Origin of the sequence: Bradyrhizobium sp. SZCCHNS30572 (assembly GCF_032484415.1) — a bacterium.
GTDB lineage: Bacteria > Pseudomonadota > Alphaproteobacteria > Rhizobiales > Xanthobacteraceae > Bradyrhizobium.
On record NZ_JAUESY010000012.1, the window covers coordinates 95,934 to 115,983 of the forward strand.

At 65.1% G+C, this 20,050-nt stretch carries 23 protein-coding genes; 17 read left to right on the forward strand and 6 right to left on the reverse strand.

The annotated features are described in order from the left end of the window. Positions 1-41 precede the first annotated feature (41 nt). From phnE (QX048_RS31210) to QX048_RS31240, 7 genes are all read left to right on the forward strand, one after another. On the forward strand, positions 42-926 hold the full coding sequence (gene phnE / locus QX048_RS31210; protein WP_315825154.1) for a phosphonate ABC transporter, permease protein PhnE: 885 nt from the start codon (positions 42-44) through the stop codon (positions 924-926). Next, complete coding sequence (phnE, locus tag QX048_RS31215; protein WP_315713042.1) at positions 923-1,771, forward strand: phosphonate ABC transporter, permease protein PhnE; 849 nt, start codon at positions 923-925, stop codon at positions 1,769-1,771. The genes phnE (QX048_RS31210) and phnE (QX048_RS31215) overlap by 4 nt, the downstream gene beginning before the upstream one ends. 159 nt (positions 1,772-1,930) lie before the next feature. Continuing rightward, entirely contained in the window at positions 1,931-2,938 is a 1,008-nt protein-coding gene (locus QX048_RS31220) for an ABC transporter substrate-binding protein (RefSeq protein ID WP_315752875.1), read from the forward strand. 52 nt (positions 2,939-2,990) lie between these two features. Continuing rightward, on the forward strand, positions 2,991-3,806 hold the full coding sequence (locus tag QX048_RS31225) for an ABC transporter permease (RefSeq protein ID WP_315713039.1): 816 nt from the start codon (positions 2,991-2,993) through the stop codon (positions 3,804-3,806). A gap of 4 nt (positions 3,807-3,810) precedes the next feature. Then, a complete protein-coding gene (locus QX048_RS31230; RefSeq protein WP_315810534.1) occupies positions 3,811-4,596 on the forward strand; it encodes an ABC transporter permease in 786 nt (261 codons plus the stop codon). Positions 4,597-4,601: 5 nt separating this feature from the next. Next, positions 4,602-5,654 carry an ABC transporter ATP-binding protein gene (locus QX048_RS31235; protein WP_315825153.1) on the forward strand — a complete coding sequence of 351 codons (1,053 nt, stop codon included), beginning with the start codon at positions 4,602-4,604 and terminating at the stop codon, positions 5,652-5,654. A gap of 7 nt (positions 5,655-5,661) precedes the next feature. Further along, positions 5,662-6,504, forward strand: a complete 843-nt coding sequence (locus QX048_RS31240; RefSeq protein ID WP_315825152.1) for a phosphodiesterase — start codon at positions 5,662-5,664, stop codon at positions 6,502-6,504. Between the two features lie 35 nt (positions 6,505-6,539). Here the strand turns inward: QX048_RS31240 and phnF are convergent, their stop codons facing one another. Then, positions 6,540-7,265, reverse strand: coding sequence for a phosphonate metabolism transcriptional regulator PhnF (gene phnF / locus QX048_RS31245; RefSeq protein WP_315752880.1), 726 nt, complete (start codon positions 7,263-7,265; stop codon positions 6,540-6,542). A 119-nt stretch (positions 7,266-7,384) separates the two neighbouring features. Here phnF and phnG point away from each other — a divergent pair, with 119 nt between their 5' ends. From phnG to QX048_RS31290, 9 genes are read left to right on the forward strand one after another with little or no spacing between them, the layout of a single operon-like run. Then, a complete protein-coding gene (gene phnG, locus QX048_RS31250; RefSeq protein WP_315825151.1) occupies positions 7,385-7,840 on the forward strand; it encodes a phosphonate C-P lyase system protein PhnG in 456 nt (151 codons plus the stop codon). Further along, positions 7,840-8,451 (forward strand): phosphonate C-P lyase system protein PhnH, encoded by a 612-nt coding sequence (gene phnH / locus QX048_RS31255; protein WP_315825150.1) that lies wholly within the window; start codon positions 7,840-7,842, stop codon positions 8,449-8,451. The genes phnG and phnH overlap by 1 nt, the downstream gene beginning before the upstream one ends. 3 nt (positions 8,452-8,454) lie before the next feature. Then, entirely contained in the window at positions 8,455-9,558 is a 1,104-nt protein-coding gene (locus QX048_RS31260) for a carbon-phosphorus lyase complex subunit PhnI (RefSeq protein WP_315825149.1), read from the forward strand. Further along, entirely contained in the window at positions 9,555-10,439 is an 885-nt protein-coding gene (locus tag QX048_RS31265; RefSeq protein WP_315752883.1) for an alpha-D-ribose 1-methylphosphonate 5-phosphate C-P-lyase PhnJ, read from the forward strand. Before QX048_RS31260 ends, QX048_RS31265 begins: the two co-directional genes overlap by 4 nt. Then, positions 10,432-11,226: a phosphonate C-P lyase system protein PhnK gene (phnK, locus tag QX048_RS31270; RefSeq protein WP_316200830.1), complete on the forward strand. Its 795-nt coding sequence runs from the start codon at positions 10,432-10,434 to the stop codon at positions 11,224-11,226. Before QX048_RS31265 ends, phnK begins: the two co-directional genes overlap by 8 nt. A gap of 18 nt (positions 11,227-11,244) precedes the next feature. Continuing rightward, positions 11,245-11,943 carry a phosphonate C-P lyase system protein PhnL gene (phnL, locus tag QX048_RS31275; protein WP_315752885.1) on the forward strand — a complete coding sequence of 233 codons (699 nt, stop codon included), beginning with the start codon at positions 11,245-11,247 and terminating at the stop codon, positions 11,941-11,943. A 14-nt stretch (positions 11,944-11,957) separates the two neighbouring features. After that, positions 11,958-13,115 (forward strand): alpha-D-ribose 1-methylphosphonate 5-triphosphate diphosphatase, encoded by a 1,158-nt coding sequence (locus QX048_RS31280; RefSeq protein WP_315825461.1) that lies wholly within the window; start codon positions 11,958-11,960, stop codon positions 13,113-13,115. Then, positions 13,112-13,753, forward strand: a complete 642-nt coding sequence (phnN, locus tag QX048_RS31285; RefSeq protein WP_315825147.1) for a phosphonate metabolism protein/1,5-bisphosphokinase (PRPP-forming) PhnN — start codon at positions 13,112-13,114, stop codon at positions 13,751-13,753. Before QX048_RS31280 ends, phnN begins: the two co-directional genes overlap by 4 nt. Then, a complete protein-coding gene (locus QX048_RS31290) occupies positions 13,731-14,342 on the forward strand; it encodes a pyridoxamine 5'-phosphate oxidase family protein (RefSeq protein WP_315713014.1) in 612 nt (203 codons plus the stop codon). The genes phnN and QX048_RS31290 overlap by 23 nt, the downstream gene beginning before the upstream one ends. A 47-nt stretch (positions 14,343-14,389) precedes the next feature. On the opposite strand, the gene QX048_RS31295 is transcribed toward QX048_RS31290, so the two are convergent. From QX048_RS31295 to QX048_RS31305, 3 genes are all read right to left on the reverse strand, one after another. Beyond that, positions 14,390-14,611: a hypothetical protein gene (locus QX048_RS31295; protein ID WP_315713638.1), complete on the reverse strand. Its 222-nt coding sequence runs from the start codon at positions 14,609-14,611 to the stop codon at positions 14,390-14,392. A gap of 1,291 nt (positions 14,612-15,902) precedes the next feature. Continuing rightward, positions 15,903-16,226 (reverse strand): multidrug efflux SMR transporter, encoded by a 324-nt coding sequence (locus QX048_RS31300; protein WP_315713012.1) that lies wholly within the window; start codon positions 16,224-16,226, stop codon positions 15,903-15,905. Between the two features lie 177 nt (positions 16,227-16,403). Next, positions 16,404-16,664, reverse strand: coding sequence for a hypothetical protein (locus QX048_RS31305; RefSeq protein WP_315825146.1), 261 nt, complete (start codon positions 16,662-16,664; stop codon positions 16,404-16,406). A gap of 211 nt (positions 16,665-16,875) precedes the next feature. Between QX048_RS31305 and QX048_RS31310 the strand changes: the two genes are divergently transcribed. After that, a complete protein-coding gene (locus QX048_RS31310; protein ID WP_315752890.1) occupies positions 16,876-17,850 on the forward strand; it encodes a quinone oxidoreductase in 975 nt (324 codons plus the stop codon). Positions 17,851-17,900: 50 nt separating this feature from the next. Here the strand turns inward: QX048_RS31310 and QX048_RS31315 are convergent, their stop codons facing one another. Further along, entirely contained in the window at positions 17,901-18,176 is a 276-nt protein-coding gene (locus QX048_RS31315) for a hypothetical protein (protein ID WP_315713008.1), read from the reverse strand. A gap of 217 nt (positions 18,177-18,393) precedes the next feature. Continuing rightward, a complete protein-coding gene (locus QX048_RS31320; protein WP_315825145.1) occupies positions 18,394-19,260 on the reverse strand; it encodes a hypothetical protein in 867 nt (288 codons plus the stop codon). Positions 19,261-20,050 lie beyond the last annotated feature (790 nt).

Sequence of the window (20,050 nt, forward strand, 5' to 3'; positions counted from 1 at the left end):
AGAATCCCTCGCACGTCCGAACCAAGAGCAGCACGAAGCCGATGGCTGTTGCCGTTTCGATCCTTCCGAGCCAGCAGCTTGCGGCTCTGAACGAGACCTATCGGCGGGCCGTTTCGCGCCGCCGTTTGCGTCTTGCCCTGTCCGCCATGGTATTCCTGGCGGTGCTCTTCGCCGCGGCCATCGGTGCCGAGGTCAATCCGCGGACGTTCTATACCTACTTCGGCAACTTCATCAGCTACTTCGATCGCATCTTCACGCTCGACGACGGGCAGCGGGTCTGGACCAATCTGCCCGAATGGTTCTGGGGCTTCAAGAAGTGGATCAAGCTTCTGGCAGAGACGCTGCTGATCAGCTACGTCGGCACGATGACCGGAATGCTCGTCGCATTCGGTCTCAACTTCCTCGCCGCCGAGAACACCTCGCCCGCGCCGTGGATCCGCTTCACGGTGCGCCGGCTCCTGGAATTCGCCCGCACCGTTCCGAGCGTCGTGTTCGCCCTGATCTTCGTCATTGCTTTCGGGCTTGGGCCGATCCCGGGCGTCCTCGCCATCGCCCTTCATTCGAGCGGTGCGCTCGGCAAGCTGTTCTCCGAGGTCGTCGAAAACGCCGACATGAAGCCGGTCGAGGGCGTGCGCGCCACCGGCGCGAGCTGGCTGTCCTGCATGCGCTTTGCCGTGCTGCCCCAGGTCATCGCCGGCTTCTCCAGCTACACGCTGCTGCGGTTCGAGATCAACGTGCGCGAGGCGTCCGTGATGGGCTTCGTCGGTGCCGGCGGCATCGGCCAGGAGCTCGTGGTCGCGATCCGCAAGTTCTACTATTCCGACGTCAGCGCCATTCTTGTCATGATCGTGGTCACCGTGTTCCTGATCGACATCGGTACCGGCTGGCTGCGCGGCCGCCTGTTCGGCTCGGAGGCCCGCACATGAGTATCTCCGGCTCACCCGACCCGAAGCAGCTCGCCGAGCGCTATCCGCAGATCTTCAATCGGCCGTTGTCCGCACGCCTTGCAACGCCGCTCGTGCTGGCGTTGGCCGTGGCGATCTTCGTCTTCGGTCTGGTCGATCTCGACTTCTCGCCGTCGCGGATGCTGTCCGGCCTCGGCCAGCTCGGCTGGATCGCGCGGATGATGCTGCCGCCGGATCCCGGCTCATCGCTTCCGATTTATCTCAAGGCGCTCGGCGAGACGCTCTCGATCGCGGTGCTCGGCACCACCTTGGCGGCCGTGTTCGCTCTTCCGGTCAGCCTGCTTGCAGCCAGGAATATCATCCCGTCGGCGATCTTCCGTTTTCCGGTGCGTCGCCTGTTCGACACCATTCGTGGCGTCGACACACTGATCTGGGCGCTGGTCTGGATCAATGTCGTCGGCCTCGGGCCGTTCGCCGGAGTGCTGGCGATTGCGGTCTCGGATTTCGGAGCGCTCGGCAAGCTGTTCTCGGAGGCGATGGAGAGCGCCGACCGGCGGCAGGTCGAGGGCGTTCGCGCTGCCGGCGGCAGCCCGCTGCATGAGATCCGCTTCGGCCTTCTGCCGCAGGTTCTTCCCGTGATTGCCGGCCAGGTGCTCTACTTCATCGAATCCAACACGCGCTCCGCGACGATCATCGGCATCGTCGGCGCGGGAGGCATCGGGCTGCAGCTGGCGGAGCAGATCCGCGTGCTGGAATGGCAGAAGGTGTCGTTCCTGATCCTGATGATCCTCGTGGCGGTGGCTGTGATCGACTGGATCTCAGGCAAGCTGCGCTTTGCGATCATCGGCCGCCGCGCCATCGCCTGACCGGAGCGGCATCCGAAGGTTGCGATCGTTCGCTTACGAACGATCAGGATGCGGTGCCGGCTGTGTGTGCTGCACCGACTGTCGCAAATCCTTCATGTGCCGCCTTTAGGGGAAGCTCCGGAACTGGCTGCCATGCCAGGACATACGGAGTCCGTCTTCATGAAGCTCACTCGCCTCGTTCTCGCGCTGCTCGCGCTATGTGTTGCCGCATCATGGCAGCCGGCCAAGGCCGCGGACGTCATCTGCTACAACTGCCCGCCGGAATGGGCCGACTGGGCCTCGATGCTCAAGGCGATCAAGACCGATCTCGGCTACGACATTCCACACGACAACAAGAACTCCGGCCAGGCGCTGGCGCAGATCCTCGCCGAGAAGAGCAATCCGGTCGGCGACATCGGCTATTTCGGCGTCACCTTCGGCATGAAGGCAAAGACGCAGGACGCGCTGGAGGCCTACAAGCCCGCAAACTGGGATCAGGTCCCCGCCGGCCTGAAGGATGCGGACGGCTACTGGACCACGATCCACTCCGGCACGCTCGGCCTGTTCGTGAACAAGGACGCGCTCGGCGGCAAGCCCGTTCCGGCCTGCTGGAAGGACCTGCTCAAACCCGACTACAAGGGCATGGTGGGCTACCTCGATCCGAGCTCTGCGGCCGTCGGCTATGTCGGCGCGGTTGCCGTCAACCTCGCGCTCGGCGGTTCGCAGGCCAATTTCGAGCCAGCCCTTACGTTCTTCAAGGATCTGCGCAAGAACGATCCGATCGTGCCGAAGCAGACGTCCTATGCGCGTGTCGTCTCGGGCGAGATCCCGATCCTGTTCGACTACGACTTCAACGCCTACCGCGCGAAATATACCGAGAAGGGCAATTTCGAGTTCGTGATTCCCTGCGAAGGCTCGGTGGTCTTTCCCTATGTCGTCGGCCTTGTGAAGAACGCGCCCGACAAGGACAAGGCGAAGAAGGTGATCGACTATCTGCTCTCCGACAAGGGCCAGGCGATCTGGACCAATGCCTATCTGCGTCCGGCGCGCCCGATCGAGCTGCCGGACTCGGTGAAGAACAAGTTCCTGCCGGACAGCGACTACGCCCGCGCCAAGAGCGTGAACTGGGGCGATATGGAAGCTGCGCAGAAGGGCTTCGTCGATCGCTATCTGTCCGAAGTCCGCTGAAGGAGCACCGCGCCTCCGCCGGAGACGATCCGGCGGAGGTGCACTTGATCACATGTCGCACAAATCCTTCGTCCGGCTCTGCCTGCTGCCCCTGGCAGCCGTCACCGCGGCATTCTTCCTGTTGCCGATGGCGAGGCTGCTCGCGACCGGCGCCGAGGGACCGCACGGTCTGACCGAATATCTCGCGATCATTCTCGAACCGCGCTACCGCACGACTCTCCTCAACACGCTGGCGCTGGCGGCGGCCACCACGATCGCGACCCTGATCATCGCGACGATCGCCGGCCTGTTTCTGCAGCGTCACCGGTTTCCGGGCCGCGCGATCCTGGTTGCGATCCTGACGTTTCCGCTCGCTTTTCCGGGCGTTGTGGTCGGCTTCATGATCATCCTTCTGGCTGGCCGTCAGGGGCTGATCGGCGAGGTCTCGTCCCGGCTCACCGGCGACAAGCTCGTATTCGCCTATTCGATCTACGGGCTGTTCCTCGGCTATCTCTATTTCTCGATTCCGCGGGTGATCCTCACGATCATGGCTGCCGCGCAGAAGCTGGACCCGGGGCTGGAGGAGGCCGCGCGCTCGCTCGGCGCAAGCCCCTGGGCCGTGCTGCGCGACGTGATTCTGCCGGCACTGACCCCGGCGCTGATCGCATCCGGCGCAATCGCGTTCGCGACGGCGATGGGCGCGTTCGGAACGGCATTCACCTTGGCCACGAACATCGACGTGTTGCCGATGCTGATCTACACGGAGTTCACGCTGGCCGGAAACCTGGCCACCTCGGCGGCGCTCTCGGTCGGCCTTGGCCTGATGACCTGGCTGATGCTCGCATTGGCGCGCTCCTTCGCCGGCAGCTCGGTGGCAGCGGCAGGGTAGGCACGTGCGCGACAGAGCCATCTTCATTCTTCAACTGCTGTTCACACTGCTGGTCGCCGCCTTCCTGGCCGTGCCGGCCGGCCTTTCGATCGCCGCGGGCGTGACCGTCAACTACTTCCGCGGCATTCAATCCGGCGTGACGCTGCAGTGGGTGGCCCAGGTCTGGGAGCTCTACGCGGGCACGATCATGGCATCGATCCTGATCGCGCTGGGCACGCTGGCGGTCACGCTCGTGGTCGGTGTTCCCGCTGCCTATGCGCTGTACGTTCGCGGCGGACGGCTGGCGCGGCTGGTCGAGGAGATCATCACCTTGCCGCTCGCGATTCCCGGGCTCGCCATCGCGCTCGCGCTGTTGCTCACCTATGGCGGGGCGGGAAGCTTCCGCCGCTCATGGCTGTTCATCCTCGCCGGCCATGTGATCTTTACGATGCCATTCATGGTGCGGTCCGTCATGGCCGTGTTCTCGACGATCGACGTGAAGTCGCTCGACGAAGGTGCCGCATCGGTCGGAGCCGCGCCATGGCGCCGCTTCATCGACGTCATCGTTCCCAACGCCGCGCCCGGCATCCTGGCGGGCAGCCTCATGGTGGTGACACTATCTCTCGGAGAGTTCAACCTGACCTGGATGTTGCATACGCCGCTGACCAAGACATTGCCCGTCGGCCTCGCCGACAGCTACGCATCGATGCGGCTCGAGGTCGCGTCCGCCTACACGCTGATCTTCTTCGTCATGATCATCCCGCTGCTGGTGGCCATGCAATGGATCGGCGAGAGAGGAAGCCTGAGGTGAGCACGATGACCCGGCATGGAGCCGCCCTCAAGGTGGAGAATTGCGGCAAGACCTTTGCCGACGGGACCTGCGCGCTTGCGCGCGCCACGCTCGACATCGCGCAGAGCGAGACGCTGGTGCTGTTGGGGCCGTCCGGCTGCGGCAAGACCACGCTGCTGCGGATCGTGGCCGGGCTCGAAACACCCGATGCGGGCGGGCGCGTGCTTTTCGGCGGCAAGGATCTGACGAGGCAGCCGATCGAGAAACGCAATGTCGGCATGGTGTTTCAATCCTACGCGCTGTTCCCCAACATGACCGTCGCGGACAATATCGGCTACGGGCTCAAGATCCGCGGCGTGCCCAAGCCGGAGCGCGCCGCGCGGGTCGCCGAGCTGGTCGCGCTGACCAACCTCGCCGGCCTCGAAGATCGGCGCATCGATCAGCTCTCGGGCGGTCAGCGCCAGCGCGTCGCGCTCGCGCGCGCGGTCGCCATCCGGCCGAGCGTGCTGCTGCTCGACGAGCCGCTCACCGCCTTGGACGCAGCGCTCCGCGAGCGGTTGCGCGGCGAGCTCAACGGCCTGTTGCGAACGCTCGGAATCACGGCAATCTACGTCACGCATGACCAGGCCGAAGCCATGGAGCTCGGCGACCGCATCGTCGTGATGCGCAAGGGCGCCATCGCCCAGATCGGGACGCCGCGCGAGATCTATTTCTCGCCCGCCGATCGATTCGTCGCGGAGTTCGTCGGCGCGGCCAACATCATCGAGGCGCCGATCGACGGCGCCCAGCTCGTTCTGCCGGGAGGTCGGCAGCCGATCGCCGATCCCGGTCCACGTAACCTGGCGGTGGCGATGGTTCGGCCGGAAACGATCGGGATCGTCGATGCCGCGGCATCGAGTCTGACTGGCGTCGTCGACAGCGTCCGCTTTGTCGGCGACCGGCAGCGGATCATCGTCCGCGACGCCGCCTCAATTGCACTGACCGTGGACGCGCCGAATTCGATCAGGGTCGCTGCGGGAGAGCGGATCGGCCTGCGGATTGCACCGGACTCCATTCGGCTGTTGCCGGAGAAAGGCTGATCTGCTGATGACCAAGAGCCCCGTCGTCATCGCCCAGATATCCGACCTGCACATCAAGGCGCCCGGCCGGCTCGCCTACCGCCGCGTCGATACGGCGCGCGCGTTGACCCGTTGCATCACGGAGCTCAACCGGTTCGAGCCGAAGCTCGATCTGGTGGTGATCTCCGGCGATCTCGTCGATACGCCGTTGTCGGCCGAGTACGATCATCTCAAGGATCTTCTCGCCGAGCTCGAAACTCCATTCGTCGCCGTGCCCGGCAATCACGATTCACGCGAGCTGATGCGCGCGGCGTTTCCGGACGCTCTGCATGGTCAGCCCACCGGTCCGCTGAACCGGTGCGTGGAGTTGGCCGATCTCGATCTGCTTCTGCTCGATTCCAGCGTGCCCGGCCATCCGCATGGCGAGCTCGATGAAGCGAGTCTGCAATGGCTCGACGCCGCGCTGTCCGGATCCAGCGAAAGGCCGGCCCTGCTGTTTCTGCACCACCCGCCGTTCGCCACTGGCATCTGGCACATGGACCGGCAGAACCTGCGCAACGCCGACGATCTCGCGGCCGTCCTCACGCGCCATCCGCGGGTGCAACTGATCGGGTGCGGTCACGTTCATCGCGCGACGCTGACCCGGTTTGCGGGCATCCCCTGCACGATCTGCCCGGCACCGAACCATGCCGTCGCGCTCGACCTGGCCGAGCTTCGCCCGCCATCCTTCCGGATCGAGCCACCGGCCTTTCACCTTCATGCCTGGTTTCCAGGACCGGGATTTGGAACGGTCGTCACGCATCAGGTGCCGATCGGGATTTTCAACGGGCCGCATCCGTTCTTCAATCAGGACGGCACGCTCATCGACTGAGGGCGCAAGAACGAAGCGAGGCGGCGGGGTCTGGTCTAGCTCTCGACCTCGAACGTCACGCGCTCCGCCGCGAAGCGCGAGCGCTTGCTGACCAGCGGCGTCCCATCGGCATCGATGTCGGTGCTGTCGACCACCAGCACCGGACGGCCCAGCGCGAGGTCGAGCCGTGCGGCGTCGCTCGCGTCGGCGATGGCCGCCGTGATCCTGGTCGCGCCGCGGCGATAGTCGCGAATGCCGTAATGCGCAAGCAGCGCCGTCATCGAGCGGAGCGATGCGAAGATGTGGCCGGCCTCGGGAAATCGCTCGGACGACAGCCAGGACGTGCTGACGCAGATGGGGGTCTTGTCGGCAAGACGCAGTGCCTCGATTCGGACCAGCGGCGCCCCCGTCTTCAGTCGGAGCGCGTGCGCGAGTTCGCGCGTCGCCGACTCTTCGGACGCTGCGATCAACTGTCCGCGCGGCTCGCGCCCGCCGGCGCCCACGATCTCGGAGAACCTGGTTCGCGATCTCAGGGGATATGACAGACGAGGCGCTTCGACATAAGTGCCGCTGCCGCGCTCGGCGCGCACGAGGCCGCGCTCGGCCAAGGTCGCGAGCGCGCGACGCACCGTATGACGGTTGACGCGGTAGGTTTCGGCGATCTCGGTCTCGCCGGGCAGGCGGGTGCCGGCCGCGAAGCGGCCGTCGGCGATGTCGCGCTCGATGCCGTCGGCCACCCGGCGCCACAGTGCCACGCCCGAGTCGGCGCCCTGCATGCTCATCTGCGGTTCTCCGCTGCGCGACCTGAAAATCACGCCCATGTCATCAAACAGTCATGGCGCTTCGTTACGAAGTTGTCTATTAACATAGACAACTTCGCGATAGCAAGTTCGAGGTGACGATGGAGGGCGAGACCGCGATGCAGGACCGGCGCAGGACGGCGATGCGGGTATTGGCGCATGCCTCGCATGAGGACATCCGCGTCAGGCTCGACGGACTGGCGCTGCCTGAGTATCGCGACCTGCGTCCGGCGGAGAATGGTCTCGTGATGCTGCGGGGCCGGATCGGCGGTGATGGTGCGCCGTTCAATGTCGGCGAAGCGACGGTGTCGCGCGCCGCGGTACGGCTGGAGAGCGGCGAGGTCGGGTTCGGCTATGTGCTCGGACGAGACGCCGGGAAGGCGCGTCTGATGGCGCTGTGTGACGCGATGATCCAGTCGTCGAGCCATGCGCGATCGATCGAGACTCAGGTGGTCGCGCCGCTGCAGGAGCTGATGCGCGCATCGCGGGAGCATCGAGCGGAGGAGGCTGCGGCCACGCGTGTCGATTTCTATACGATGGTGCGAGGAGAAAGCTGATGGCTGCTGCCGCTTCCGATCTGCAGCCTGGTTTCGCCGACAATGTCCTGTCCGCGCAATCGACCTTCCGTACCGTCATGGAGGCCATGGCGCGTCCGGGCAATGTGCGGCAGGTCGAGGGCAATGTCGGCCGGCCGTCGTCGTTGATGCCTGGTGCTGCCGCGATCGCGTTGACCTTGTTCGATCACGATACGCCGATCTGGCTCGATGCGCCGCTCGCCGGCACGCCCGAGGTCGGCGCCTGGCTCAAGTTTCACACCGGGGCGCCGATCGTCGCCGATGCCGCGCTCGCTTGCTTTGCGGTGGCGGCGGACGCCGAAGCGCTGCCTGATCTGGATTCATTCGCGCTCGGCAGTGCTGAATACCCTGATCGCTCGACGACGCTGATCCTGCAGGTGCCGAGCTTGTCCGGAGGGCCGGCGTTCAAGCTGCGCGGTCCTGGCATCGACGGGACGACATCGTTCCGTGCAACGGTCGCGCCCGCCGATCTGTTCGAGCGGCTGTCGATCAATGAGAAGCTGTTTCCGCGTGGTGTCGATGTGGTGCTGGTCGATGGCTCGTCCATCGTCGCCATCCCGCGAACGACCCGACTCGTTTCCGCAGGAGAGTGAGGCATGTATGTTGCCGTCAAGGGTGGCGAGCGCGCCATCGAGAACGCGCACCGGCTGCTGGCGCATGAACGCCGGGGTGATCGCGATGTGCCCGAACTTTCGCTGGCGCAGATCTCCGAGCAGTTGGGGCTTGCCGTCGATCGCGTGATGACCGAGGGCTCGCTGTACGACCGCGAGCTCGCGTCGCTCGCAATCAAGCAGGCACGCGGTGATCTGATCGAGGCGATCTTCCTGGTGCGTGCCTTCCGCGCGACCCTGCCGCGCTTCGGTGCGACCGAGCCGGTCGACACCGGTGCGATGCGGGTGCAGCGGCGCGTCTCGTCGACCTTCAAGGACATTCCGGGCGGCCAGGTGCTCGGGCCGACCTTCGACTATACGCATCGGCTGCTCGATCCGCAGTTGGCGGCCGCCGCCGAGCCGGAGCCGCCGGCCCGTGCCGAGGCGCCGAATGCGCCGACGCCGCGTGTCACCGATATTCTCGGCCAGGACGGGCTGATCGAGCCGTCGCCGCAAGCCGATGTTGGCGCGCCGGTCGGCGATCTCACCCGCGATCCCCTAGGCTTTCCCGCGGATCGTGATCTGCGGTTGCAGAATCTCGCACGCGGTGATGAGGGCTTTCTGCTCGCGCTCGGCTACTCGACCCAGCGCGGCTACGGCCGCAACCATCCCTTCGCCGGCGAAATCCGCTTCGGCGAAGTCGAGGTCGAGTTCTTGGCCGAGGAGATCGGCTTTGCGGTGCCGCTCGGATCGATCGAGCTGACCGAATGCCAGATGGTGAACCAGTTCAAGGGGTCGGCGACCGAGCCGCCGTGCTTCACGCGCGGTTATGGCCTCGCCTTCGGGCAGAGCGAGCGCAAGACGATGTCGATGGCGCTGGTCGACCGCGCCTTGCGGGCGCGCGAGCTCGGCGAGGACATGGTCGCGCCGGCGCAGGATGAGGAGTTCGTGATGTCGCACTCCGACAACGTGCAGGCGACCGGGTTCGTCGAGCATCTGAAGCTGCCGCATTATGTCGACTTCCAGTCCGAGCTCGGACTGCTGCGCAAGCTGCGCCAGGAGTTCGCCGAGGCCAATGCCGTTCCCGAATTGAAGGAAGCTGCGGAATGAACGCGCCGACCTACAATTTCGCCTATCTCGACGAGCAGACCAAGCGGATGATCCGTCGCGCCATCCTGAAGGCGATCGCGATTCCCGGCTATCAGGTGCCGTTCGCGAGCCGCGAGATGCCGATGCCCTATGGCTGGGGCACCGGCGGTGTGCAGGTCACCGCCGCCATTCTCGGTCCCGACGACGTGCTCAAGGTCATCGATCAGGGATCGGACGATACGACAAATGCGATCTCGATTCGCAAGTTCTTCGCCAAGACCGCGGGCGTCGCGACCACGACGTCGACGGAAGAGGCGAGCGTGATCCAGACCCGGCATCGCATTCCCGAGGCGCCGCTTCACGAGGGGCAGGTGCTGGTCTATCAGGTGCCGATCCCGGAGCCGTTGCGCTTTCTCGAGCCGCGCGAGACCGAGACCCGCCGCATGCATGCGCTGGCCGAATATGGCCTGATGCACGTCAAGCTCTATGAGGACATCGCACGCTTCGGTCACATCGCGACGTCCTACGCCTATCCGGTCAAGGTCAATGCGCGCTACGTGATGGATCCGTCGCCGACGCCGAAGTTTGACAATCCCAAGATGGACAATTGCCCGGCGCTGCAATTGTTCGGTGCGGGACGCGAGAAGCGAATCTATGCCATTCCGCCCTATACGCCGGTCGTCTCGCTGGATTTCGAGGACCATCCGTTCACGCGCTACAAGTTCGATGCACCCTGCGCGCTGTGCGGCGCGGAGGATTCCTACCTGGACGAGATCGTGACCGACGACAAGGGCAGCCGCATGTTCGTCTGCTCCGACACCGATTACTGCGAGGGCCGCCAGGCGTCCGGACATCGTGGCGAGCAGAGCGCCGCCCCGCACAAGGAGAGCGCCCATGGCTGAGATGATCAGCGCGTCCGATCAGCCGCTGCTCGTCGCGGAAGGGCTTGCGAAGAGCTACGGCCGGTTGGCAGCCTGCCGCGACGTCTCCTTCGTGCTCTATCCCGGCGAGGTGCTCGCCATCGTCGGCGAGTCCGGCTCGGGCAAATCGACACTCCTGCAGATGCTGTCGGCGCAACTGGCTCCGACGTTGGGCCGCGTGTCCTATCGGATGCGGGACGGGGTGCTGCGCGATCTTGCCGGCCTTGGCGAGGCGGAGCGCCGTTTTCTGTTCCGCACCGATTGGGGCTATGTCCATCAGGACCCGACGCAAGGCCTGCGCATGGCGGTCTCCGCCGGCGCCAATGTCGGCGAGCGGCTGATGGCGGTCGGCTGGAATCACTACGGTCAGATCAGGCAGACCGCCTCGTCCTGGCTCGCGCGCGTGGAGATCGACGTTGCCCGCATCGACGATGCGCCGCGGACCTATTCCGGCGGCATGCGGCAGAGGCTGCAGATCGCGCGCAATCTCGTGACCGAGCCCAGGCTCGTGTTCATGGATGAGCCGACCGGAGGACTCGACGTGTCCGTGCAGGCGCGCCTGCTCGATCTGATGCGCAGCCTCGTCAACGAGCTCGGCCTCGCCGCCATCGTCGTGACCCACGATCTGGCCGTGGCGCGGTTGCTGTCTCATCGTGTGATGGTCATGAAGGAGGGGCGGGTGATCGAGACCGGCCTCACCGACCAGGTGCTCGACGATCCGCGCGAGCCTTACACGCAGCTACTCGTATCCTCGATCCTGCGGCCATGATGCAATGAGCCCAATGCGATGACCGTGATGATCGATGTCGAAAGTGCAGAGAAGACCTTCACCATGCATCTGCAGGGCGGCATATCGCTGCCCGTGGTGCGCGGCGTGTCGTTCCAGGTCAAGGCCGGCGAATGCGTCGTGTTGTCGGGACCGTCGGGTGCCGGCAAGTCGTCGATCCTGAAGATGATCTTCGGCAACTACCGTTGCGATGGCGGACGCATCGGCGTCCGGCACCTCGGCGAGATGACCGATCTCGCCGGCGCCGAGCCGCGCCTTGTCCTCCATGCGAGGCGGCAGACCATCGGTTATGTCAGTCAGTTCCTGCGCGCGGTGCCGCGTGTCCCTGCGCTCGATGTCGTTGCCGAGCCGCTGCTCGCGGCCGGCCTGCCGCGCGACGATGCGAGGGTGCGGGCGGGAGGACTGCTGCGGCGGCTGAACATTCCCGAGCGGCTGTGGTCGCTGCCGCCATCGACCTTCTCGGGCGGCGAGCAGCAGCGGGTCAACATCGCTCGCGGCTTCATCTCCGACGTCCCGGTGCTGCTGCTCGATGAGCCGACCGCGTCGCTCGATGCGGCGAACCGTGCGGTCGTGGTCGACCTGATTGCGGCGAAGAAGAAGGACGGGGTGGCGATGCTCGCGATCGTGCATGATGACGATATCCGTGCGCAGATTGCGGATCGTACGGTCGACGTCACGACATTCGCTGCGGCGGCATGAGGTACACATTGCAGATGAGCGCGAACATGTCCGATATCGTGATAGGCAATGCCAGGCTGGTCCTCGCCGACCGGGTCGTCGAGCAGGGCTGGGTGGCGATCGCCGGAGGCCTGATCGCGGAACTGGGCGAGGGGGCGGCGCCGGCCGGCAGCCTGGATGCCGGCGGCGACCTGCTGATGCCCGGGCTGGTCGAACTGCACACCGATCACCTCGAGGCGCATTTCGTGCCCCGCCCCAAGGTCTATTGGGATCCCGTTGCTGCGGTCATTTCCTATGACGGGCAACTTGCGACCGCGGGCATCACGACGGTGCTGGATTCGCTGCGGGTGTGGAGCGAGGAGGGCGCCGAGGGCGTCGACGGCCAGGCCAATGTGCTCGCGGAAGCGATCGCGACGGCGCGCGACGGCGGGCTGCTGCGGTCCGATCACTTCCTGCATCTGCGCTGCGAGGTGCCGATGCCGACCGTGGTCGAGGAGGCGCGGCAACTGGCGGGGCGTCCGGATGTGCGGCTGATGTCGCTGATGGATCATACGCCCGGGCAGCGCCAGTTTCGCGACGAAGGCAAGCTGCGCGACTATTATCGCGGCAAAAGCGGCGGCAAGACGGATGCGGAGCTCGACGTGATGTTCGCACGCCGCTTCGCCTATCAGCAGGCCTATGCGGCGCCGAACATGCGCGACATCGTTGCACTGGCGAAGACCCATGACGTGCCCCTGGCCAGTCACGATGACACGACGGAGGAGAACGTCGCCGATGCAATCAAGGACGGCATCGCGGTCGCGGAGTTTCCAACCACGATGGAAGCCGCGCGGGGCCTTCACCAGGCGGGCATCAGCATTCTGATGGGCGCTCCGAACGTGGTGCGCGGCGGGTCTCACTCCGGCAATATCGCCGCCGTGGACCTGGCGCGCGAGGGCCTGCTCGACATTCTGTCGTCGGACTACGTCCCGTCGAGCCTGCTGATGGGCGCGCTGCAATTGCCGCAGCGGGTGCCGTCCATCGGTCTTGCGGCGGCCGTCCGCACCGTCACCAAGGCCCCTGCGGACGCCGTCGGCCTGCATGATCGCGGCGAGATCGCGGTGGGCAAGCGTGCGGACCTGATCCGCGTCCATGTCGCGGGCCAGTTGTCGGTCGTGCGCAGCGTCTGGCGGGAAGGACAGCGGGTGGCATGAGCGAAACCGAGGTTGCATCGGCGAAGACGCCCGCGAAGCTCGGTCCCGGCCGCCTGATCCTGGTGGTCGGGCCGAGCGGCGCGGGCAAGGACACCTTGCTCAATGTGGCGCGCCGCGAATGCGCTGGCGACGACCGGATCGTTTTTCCGCGGCGGATCGTCACGCGCGAGGCCTCGGCTTTCGAGGATAATCTCGAGATGAGCGCGTCCGCTTTTCGTGAGGCGCTCAGCGCCGGTGAGTTCGCGCTGCATTGGGAGGCCCACGGACACGACTACGGCGTGCCGCGCGCGATCAAGAATGACATCCTGGCCGGCCGCATCGTGGTCGTGAACGTCTCGCGAACGATCATTCCCGCCGCGCGCCGGGACTATGCCGACGTCATCGTCGTCGCCATCACTGCGCCGGCGGATGTTCTCGCCGAACGGCTCGGCAAGCGGCACCGTCCGAGTGACGGCGATATCGGTGAGCGTCTTCACCGGGCGGTGAGCGAAGACACCGCGGCGGACGTCACGATCGTCAATGTCGGCGATCCCGAGCCGCACGGTCACAGGCTGGCGGACATCATCAAGCGACCGATCGACGCAGAACCGATCGGATCCGAGGGAGGAAGCGGCCATGTCGATCATCACCACGATTGAGCAGCTCGAGGCGATCTATGGCGAGACGGGGCTGGCATCGACGGCGAAGGTGGCTGATCGCGTGACGCCGCACTACCGGATCATGATCGAGAAGTCGCCTTTCGTGGCGCTGGCGACGTGTGGTCCCGAAGGTCTCGACTGTTCGCCGCGCGGCGATCTTCCCGGCTTCATCCGCATCCATGACGACAAGACGCTGATGATGCCGGATCGCCGCGGCAACAATCGCGTGGATTCCTTGCGCAACGTCGTGCGCGATCCGCGGATCGCACTGCTGTTCCTGATTCCGGGATCGGGCAACACGCTGCGTGTGAACGGGCACGGTCACCTGTCGACCGCTCCCGATCTGTTGGAGTCGTTCCGGATGGAAGGCAAGCTGCCGCGCTCCGTCCTGGTCATGACGGTGGAAGAGATCTACTTCCAATGTGCGCGCGCGATCGTTCGTGCCGATCTCTGGAACCCGGACAAGCGGGTCGACCCGCAGCAACTGCCGACGCCGGGACAGATCCTTGCGGCGATGACGGCCAACGACATCGACGGCGCGGCGTACGATCGCGAGTGGCCCGAGCGTGCGCGGAAATCGATGTGGTGAATTCGGAGCGCGGCTCTTCAAAAAAGGGGAGGCCGCGCTCCTAAAGATCAGGCTGCGACATCGAGCAGGCGTGAGGATCCCCTGACGAGCACCTTGCGGCCGGCCATTGTGAGTGTTGCCGCGCCATTGTCGATGGAGGCGAGTCCAAATGCAGTGAGCTCGTCGACAATCATGCCGTTCAGCCTGCGGCGTTCACGCGCGGGAATGCGAAGCGCCTTCAGCGTCTCCCATTGGTCCGGCGTGAGTTCGTGTTCGAATTCCGCGTTCATGCTGCCTCGAATGTTGACGTCCGGCACTCGTCTTAGAAAGTCCGCGTGACGAAGATGCGACCTTCATGCATCCGTACTGATACGGTCCACGTCATTACGCTCGAACCCGCCCGCGATTAATTCAAATTTGAATGATCGCGAATGTGGTGCTGCATTGCAGCTCGCCGTGTTGGTAGCGGTGAACGATCGTCCGTCGTTAACAGATAATTAAGCCATGTGGGCAGCGCACAACGGTAACGCCGCTGTCACATCGGTGTGTCAAACGGCGCCATCGTCCTGCTCGAATCGGCCGGCGCATGTTTGAAGCGAACCACGTTGAATGGCTGACCTGACCGACGTTCCGCCGCTGCGATCGAACCGCAGAATCTGGTTGCGCAGTCTGGGCGGACTGGCCTTGAGCCTCTCGATTGCAGCTGCGGCCGTGTATGTCCTGGCACGCGCCATCAAGAAGCTCGACCTTGCTCATGTTCTGTCGATCGTCGAGGCCACGGACCTTCATCTGATCGCGATGGCGCTGGCGTTCATCGTCCTCTCCTACGCCAGCCTCACGCTCTACGACCTGTTCGCGTTGCGGACGATCGGTCGCCGGGACATTCCCTATCGCGCCGCCGCGCTCGGCAGCTTCACGAGCTACCCGATCGCGCACGGCATCGGTGCGGTCGCGCTGGTCTCGCCGCTGGTGCGATATCGGATCTACGCGCCGTACCGGCTCGGTGCGATCGACATTGCCAATATCAGCTTCCTGACCGGCCTGACCTTCTGGCTCGGAAATCTCACCGCGCTCGGCCTGAGCTTGATGATCGATCCGGATGCCTTCGGATGGATGGAATATTGGCCGCCGGCGATCAACCGTCTCGTTGCCGCGGCACTGCTTTGCGCCGTTGCCGCCTTCGTCGTGTGGAGCTGGCCCGGGCGGCGAAGTGCGCGCTGGCCCGTTCGACTGCCGTCCGGGCCCGCTGTGCTGCTGCAGATCGTGGTCGGCCTGTTCGAGCTCAGCGCCGCGGCGCTGGCAATGTACGTCCTCATGCCGCCGGAACTCGGCATCGACCTCGCGCGGCTGATGGCGGTCTTCATTGCCGCGACCTTGCTTGGATTTGCCAGCCATGCCCCAGCCGGCATCGGCCTGTTCGACGCAACGATCCTGCTGGGCCTGGGCGGCGTTGACCAGGAGCGCCTGCTGGCGGCGCTGCTGATCTTCCGCGCGCTCTATCACCTGTTGCCGTTTGTGCTCGCCCTGGTCGTGTTCGGCAGCGTCGAGCTGTCGCGCTCCTGCCGGAGGTCGTCGATGGTGTCAGACCGGCGAGTTCAGCTTCAACCCGATCATGCCGGTGATGATCAGCGTGAGGCAGATCAGCCGTGTCGGGTCCGCCGGCTCGCTGTAGAGGATCATACCGGCGAGGATGCTCCCGGCCGCGCCGATCCCGGTCCATACCGCATAGGCGGTGCCAAACGGCAGTGAGCGCAGCGCGAGCGACATCATCGCGAAGCTGAGCAGAATGGCGATCACGGTGGCGACGCTGGGCCAGAAGCGCGTCAGGCCGTCGGAATGCTTCAGGCCAAGCGCCCAGATGATCTCGAGAGCTCCGGCCGCGAACAGAGCTAGCCAGCCGTTCATGAGGGCCGCGCGCCCAACGGTGTAACATCGCCCACAGATCCGAGGCGGGCCTCGCGAAGCCGCGGATCGCCTGCACCGAGCAGTCCGGCCATTTCGTCATCTCCGCGCCGGTCGAACCTGCCGTCCATCTGCATGGTTTGCGCGACGCGCATATGACAAGCTGGGCGCGCGTCGGGTCTATCTCTCCTCCATCATCGTGAATACGAATCCTGTCAGCGTTGCGCCGACAGCAAAGGACAGCGTCAATACACCGACGAAGATCACGAGCGTCGCGTGCGGATCGACACTGTGGGCGATCAGGGTCGAGATGCCGAACGCATCCAGTTGGGTCAGCCCGAAGGCGAAGCCGAGCCCCATGGCGATGCCCATCAAGGTGTGGCAGGCCAGCTCGATCAGCATGGCCGGATTGACTACTGCGCTGCGTCGTTTGGGCGGCATGGGCTCGGACTCCACGCTATGGCCGATGAACGCTGGAACGGTGAACGTTGTTCCTGTGCCGGCTGGCAAAGCCGATTGCCAAACCGAGCCGACAGCGGCTACGGATGACCGAGGTTCGGTCGCGGAAAAACAAAGCTCGAACGGCCCGCAAGGGGGGCCGGCGCGCGGCCGAGCGGCGCAGCGTCGCGCGATCCGACAGGGAGGATAACCCATGACGAACGCCATTCGTTTCCACAAGACCGGCGGTCCCGAGGTTCTCGCTTGGGAGCAGATCGAGGTCGGCAAGCCCGGCCCCGGCGAGGCGCGTATCCGCCACACGGCGGTCGGGCTCAACTTCATCGACATCTACAATCGTTCCGGGCTCTATCCGGTCCAGCTTCCGAGCGGACTGGGCAGCGAGGGCGCGGGTGTGATCGAGGAACTGGGCGAAGGGGTGACGGACCTGAAGGTGGGCGACCGGGTCGCCTACGGCTCGTCGCCGCTCGGCGCCTATTCAGAGGCGCGGCTGATGCCGGCCGCGCTGCTGTTGAAACTGCCCGACGAGATCGACGACAAGACCGCCGCTGCCATGATGCTCAAGGGCCTGACCGCCCAGTACCTGATCCGGCAGACCTACCGCGTCAAGGCGGGCGAGACCATCCTGCTGCATGCCGCCGCCGGCGGCGTCGGCCTCATCCTCAGCCAGTGGGCCAAGCATCTCGGCGTTCACGTCATCGGCACCGTATCCAGCGATGACAAGGCGCAGCTGGCCAAGGCCCACGGCTGCGAGCACACCATCATCTATACGCGGGAGGACTTCGTCGCGCGCGTCGGCGAGATCACCGGCGGCAAGAAGGTGCCCGTGGTCTATGATTCCGTCGGCAAGGACACGTTCCTGAAATCGCTCGATTGCCTCGCGCCGCTCGGCTACGCCGTGCTGTTCGGCCAGTCCTCCGGCACGGTCGATCCGCTCAATCTCGGGCTGCTCGCCCAGAAGGGCTCGCTGTTCGTGACCCGGCCGACGCTGTTCACCTACGCCGCCAAGCGCGAGAGCCTGGTCGCGATGGCCAACGAGCTGTTCGACGTGGTCAAATCTGGCGCGGTGAAGATCGAGGTCAACCAGACCTATCCGCTCAAGGAGGCGGCCCGGGCTCACGCCGATCTCGCGGCACGCAAGACGACCGGCTCGACGGTCTTTCTGGTCTGATCTGGCGCGTCCTCCGGTCGCGAGATCCCGATAGGGCCGGCGCAGCCGGGTCAAACCCGCTCGTGCTTGCGCAGGTCGCGGAGGTGATCGGACCGGGCGGCCTGCAGGTCGGCGTCCCGCCCATCGATCTCGGGCAGGGCGGCTTCGGACATGATGTCGGCCGTGACGTCGGCAACCGACCGGTCGACGATCTCGTGGATGAAGCTGACGTTCGAATATTCCCCCGACGCGATGCGCGCAACGACGTCGCGCCGGGTCATCTCAGGATCGACCACGGCCTCGCGTCCGCGCCGGCCGTAGTCGATCATCACGACGAAATACTGCATGGAGCGCCGGTTCGCCTTCGGCTGACTGTGATCGCTCCATTATTTCTTTAAATCAGAATTTTGTCAAGACTGATTCGGTCCACCCTCGTCTCACCGACTCCATCCCCAGCCTGCGCGGCCGCGACCACGCCGGTATCAGCGCAGAGATAGTCCAGGCGATGTGACGTGGCGTGCGGAAGCATGTTCCCGCACGCCATGAGGACCGCGTCATCGCCCATCACTGCACGTTGAACGTCGCGCCGGGACATTCGGTGGTCACGCTGATCGGGATCGCCTGCGCCGCCGCCGCGGTCGGCTTCGGCTTCGCAACCACCTTCCAGCGGCCGGGCTTGTTCAGCCAATATCTGTGCCTCGATGTCGCAATGCGGCGCTCGGTATAGGTCGTGCCCTTCCAGATCAAAGGGCCCTTCGGCTTCGGTGCCGCGACCTCATGCCACGGTCCGAACTCGCCGAAGTCCATGAACCACAGATGCCATTCGAGCTTCTGATATTCATGATGGGACGCGACCACCTCGACGATGGGGCGACCGTTCAGCCACGACACCTCGTCCTCGAGTGGCTTGATCTGCTGGCAACGGGTATGCAACGGCTCCTGAACGCGAAGCAGATCGTCTCGCTGGCTTTGCGTGAGCATCGCCGAGGTGACGGGCAGTCCCACGTTCGGATCATCGGCCGGATATGAGCAGATCGGCACCGTCGGCGGCCCCTGGCCCGTCCAGGGATTGTTGCTGCAATAGACGCGCCTCGTCACCGACGAAATGCCGGTGGTCGCCGTTTCCTCCGCCTTTCCGGTTTCCCGGTCCCAGACACCGCTGAACGTCGTCTTTTGATTCGGCGGACAGGCCACGGTCTTGTGGGCCGTCCACCAGTGCGAAACCTCGAATTCATAGTACGAGTAGCGCGGCTCTGGATACAGCACGGCTCTGACGCTGGTCAGCGCGTGGTGCGCTTCGCACGCCGTTCCATAGGTGTCCAGCCAGCACACGAGGTGGAAGTTTTCGTTCGGCCAGCATCCCGCACGCGCCGACGACGTGAAGCCGAGTGCGGCGATCACCAAGGTAAAAGCAAGAAGATATCTCCGCATGGCGTTTCCCATGATGGCGTTTCCCCCATGTCCTGCCTGTGCAGCCACAGGTTGAAGATGAGTTTGCTCCGGCGCGGCGCCTGGTCGTTGATCGGGATCAATCCGCTTGCGCGACGTCGTCAACGCCGGCCGGACGTCGGCGATGAGGCGATGGCACAGCGGGTCCGCTCGCTGGCGGCCCGTGGATCGTCGGGGCGGGTCACCGCTTGGAGCCGAGATAGCGGAAGACCAGCCTGTCCCACCGCCGCCTCCGAATGCCGACTGCTACGTCCATCGCGATGAGCTGCGGGTCGAGGACTGATCCGGGCGCCGGGCGCGGCTGGTGGCAAGGCGTCACGCCCGTCGGGCGAATCAGGGTCGATGCGCCCGCACGATGGTCCGTTCATGGCCTTCGATCGCCTGCAGACGACGTGTGCGGAAACGCTTGTTTTGGGCGAGGCTTCAACGCATTGCCCCGGTCTGGCCCGCCGGGCCGAAAGATTCTTCTTTCTCTTTTTCAGAATTCATGATTGTCTACGCGCATCCCGCCTCATGGAGAGGGGCGTATCGCGGTCGTCACGACACGTGGAGGCGGGGAGTGATGGGCGAGCCGGTTTGCAGCGTGGTCATTCGCGCCGACGAACAACACCGGCTCGTACGGTCAAGTCGCGTGGTCCTGATACCCCGATGCCGGTATCAAGCCTGCGCCGGCGCTGACAGCGCCGCGTGGGTGACGGTGACCAACAAGCCCGGCGCACCGGGGAGAACGCGAAGCAGCCGTGAAAACCATCGCGCAGGGAGGGCCGGATCG

Bases quoted from the DNA above. Each gene is read 5' to 3' on its own strand.
- QX048_RS31310 (WP_315752890.1), top strand. From the start codon at position 16,876: ATGACGAACGCCATTCGTTTCCACAAGACCGGCGGTCCCGAGGTTCTC.
- QX048_RS31315 (WP_315713008.1), bottom strand. From the start codon at position 18,176: ATGCAGTATTTCGTCGTGATGATCGACTACGGCCGGCGCGGACGCGAG.
- QX048_RS31280 (WP_315825461.1), top strand. From the start codon at position 11,958: ATGAGCGCGAACATGTCCGATATCGTGATAGGCAATGCCAGGCTGGTC.
- QX048_RS31235 (WP_315825153.1), top strand. From the start codon at position 4,602: ATGACCCGGCATGGAGCCGCCCTCAAGGTGGAGAATTGCGGCAAGACC.
- QX048_RS31300 (WP_315713012.1), bottom strand. From the start codon at position 16,226: ATGAACGGCTGGCTAGCTCTGTTCGCGGCCGGAGCTCTCGAGATCATC.
- QX048_RS31260 (WP_315825149.1), top strand. From the start codon at position 8,455: ATGTATGTTGCCGTCAAGGGTGGCGAGCGCGCCATCGAGAACGCGCAC.
- QX048_RS31220 (WP_315752875.1), top strand. From the start codon at position 1,931: ATGAAGCTCACTCGCCTCGTTCTCGCGCTGCTCGCGCTATGTGTTGCC.
- phnK (WP_316200830.1), top strand. From the start codon at position 10,432: ATGGCTGAGATGATCAGCGCGTCCGATCAGCCGCTGCTCGTCGCGGAA.
- QX048_RS31265 (WP_315752883.1), top strand. From the start codon at position 9,555: ATGAACGCGCCGACCTACAATTTCGCCTATCTCGACGAGCAGACCAAG.
- phnH (WP_315825150.1), top strand. From the start codon at position 7,840: ATGGCTGCTGCCGCTTCCGATCTGCAGCCTGGTTTCGCCGACAATGTC.
- QX048_RS31240 (WP_315825152.1), top strand. From the start codon at position 5,662: ATGACCAAGAGCCCCGTCGTCATCGCCCAGATATCCGACCTGCACATC.
- QX048_RS31290 (WP_315713014.1), top strand. From the start codon at position 13,731: ATGTCGATCATCACCACGATTGAGCAGCTCGAGGCGATCTATGGCGAG.
- phnE (WP_315825154.1), top strand. From the start codon at position 42: ATGGCTGTTGCCGTTTCGATCCTTCCGAGCCAGCAGCTTGCGGCTCTG.
- QX048_RS31320 (WP_315825145.1), bottom strand. From the start codon at position 19,260: ATGCGGAGATATCTTCTTGCTTTTACCTTGGTGATCGCCGCACTCGGC.
- phnG (WP_315825151.1), top strand. From the start codon at position 7,385: ATGGAGGGCGAGACCGCGATGCAGGACCGGCGCAGGACGGCGATGCGG.
- QX048_RS31225 (WP_315713039.1), top strand. From the start codon at position 2,991: ATGTCGCACAAATCCTTCGTCCGGCTCTGCCTGCTGCCCCTGGCAGCC.
- QX048_RS31295 (WP_315713638.1), bottom strand. From the start codon at position 14,611: ATGAACGCGGAATTCGAACACGAACTCACGCCGGACCAATGGGAGACG.
- phnE (WP_315713042.1), top strand. From the start codon at position 923: ATGAGTATCTCCGGCTCACCCGACCCGAAGCAGCTCGCCGAGCGCTAT.
- phnN (WP_315825147.1), top strand. From the start codon at position 13,112: ATGAGCGAAACCGAGGTTGCATCGGCGAAGACGCCCGCGAAGCTCGGT.
- QX048_RS31305 (WP_315825146.1), bottom strand. From the start codon at position 16,664: ATGCCGCCCAAACGACGCAGCGCAGTAGTCAATCCGGCCATGCTGATC.
- phnF (WP_315752880.1), bottom strand. From the start codon at position 7,265: ATGAGCATGCAGGGCGCCGACTCGGGCGTGGCACTGTGGCGCCGGGTG.
- phnL (WP_315752885.1), top strand. From the start codon at position 11,245: ATGACCGTGATGATCGATGTCGAAAGTGCAGAGAAGACCTTCACCATG.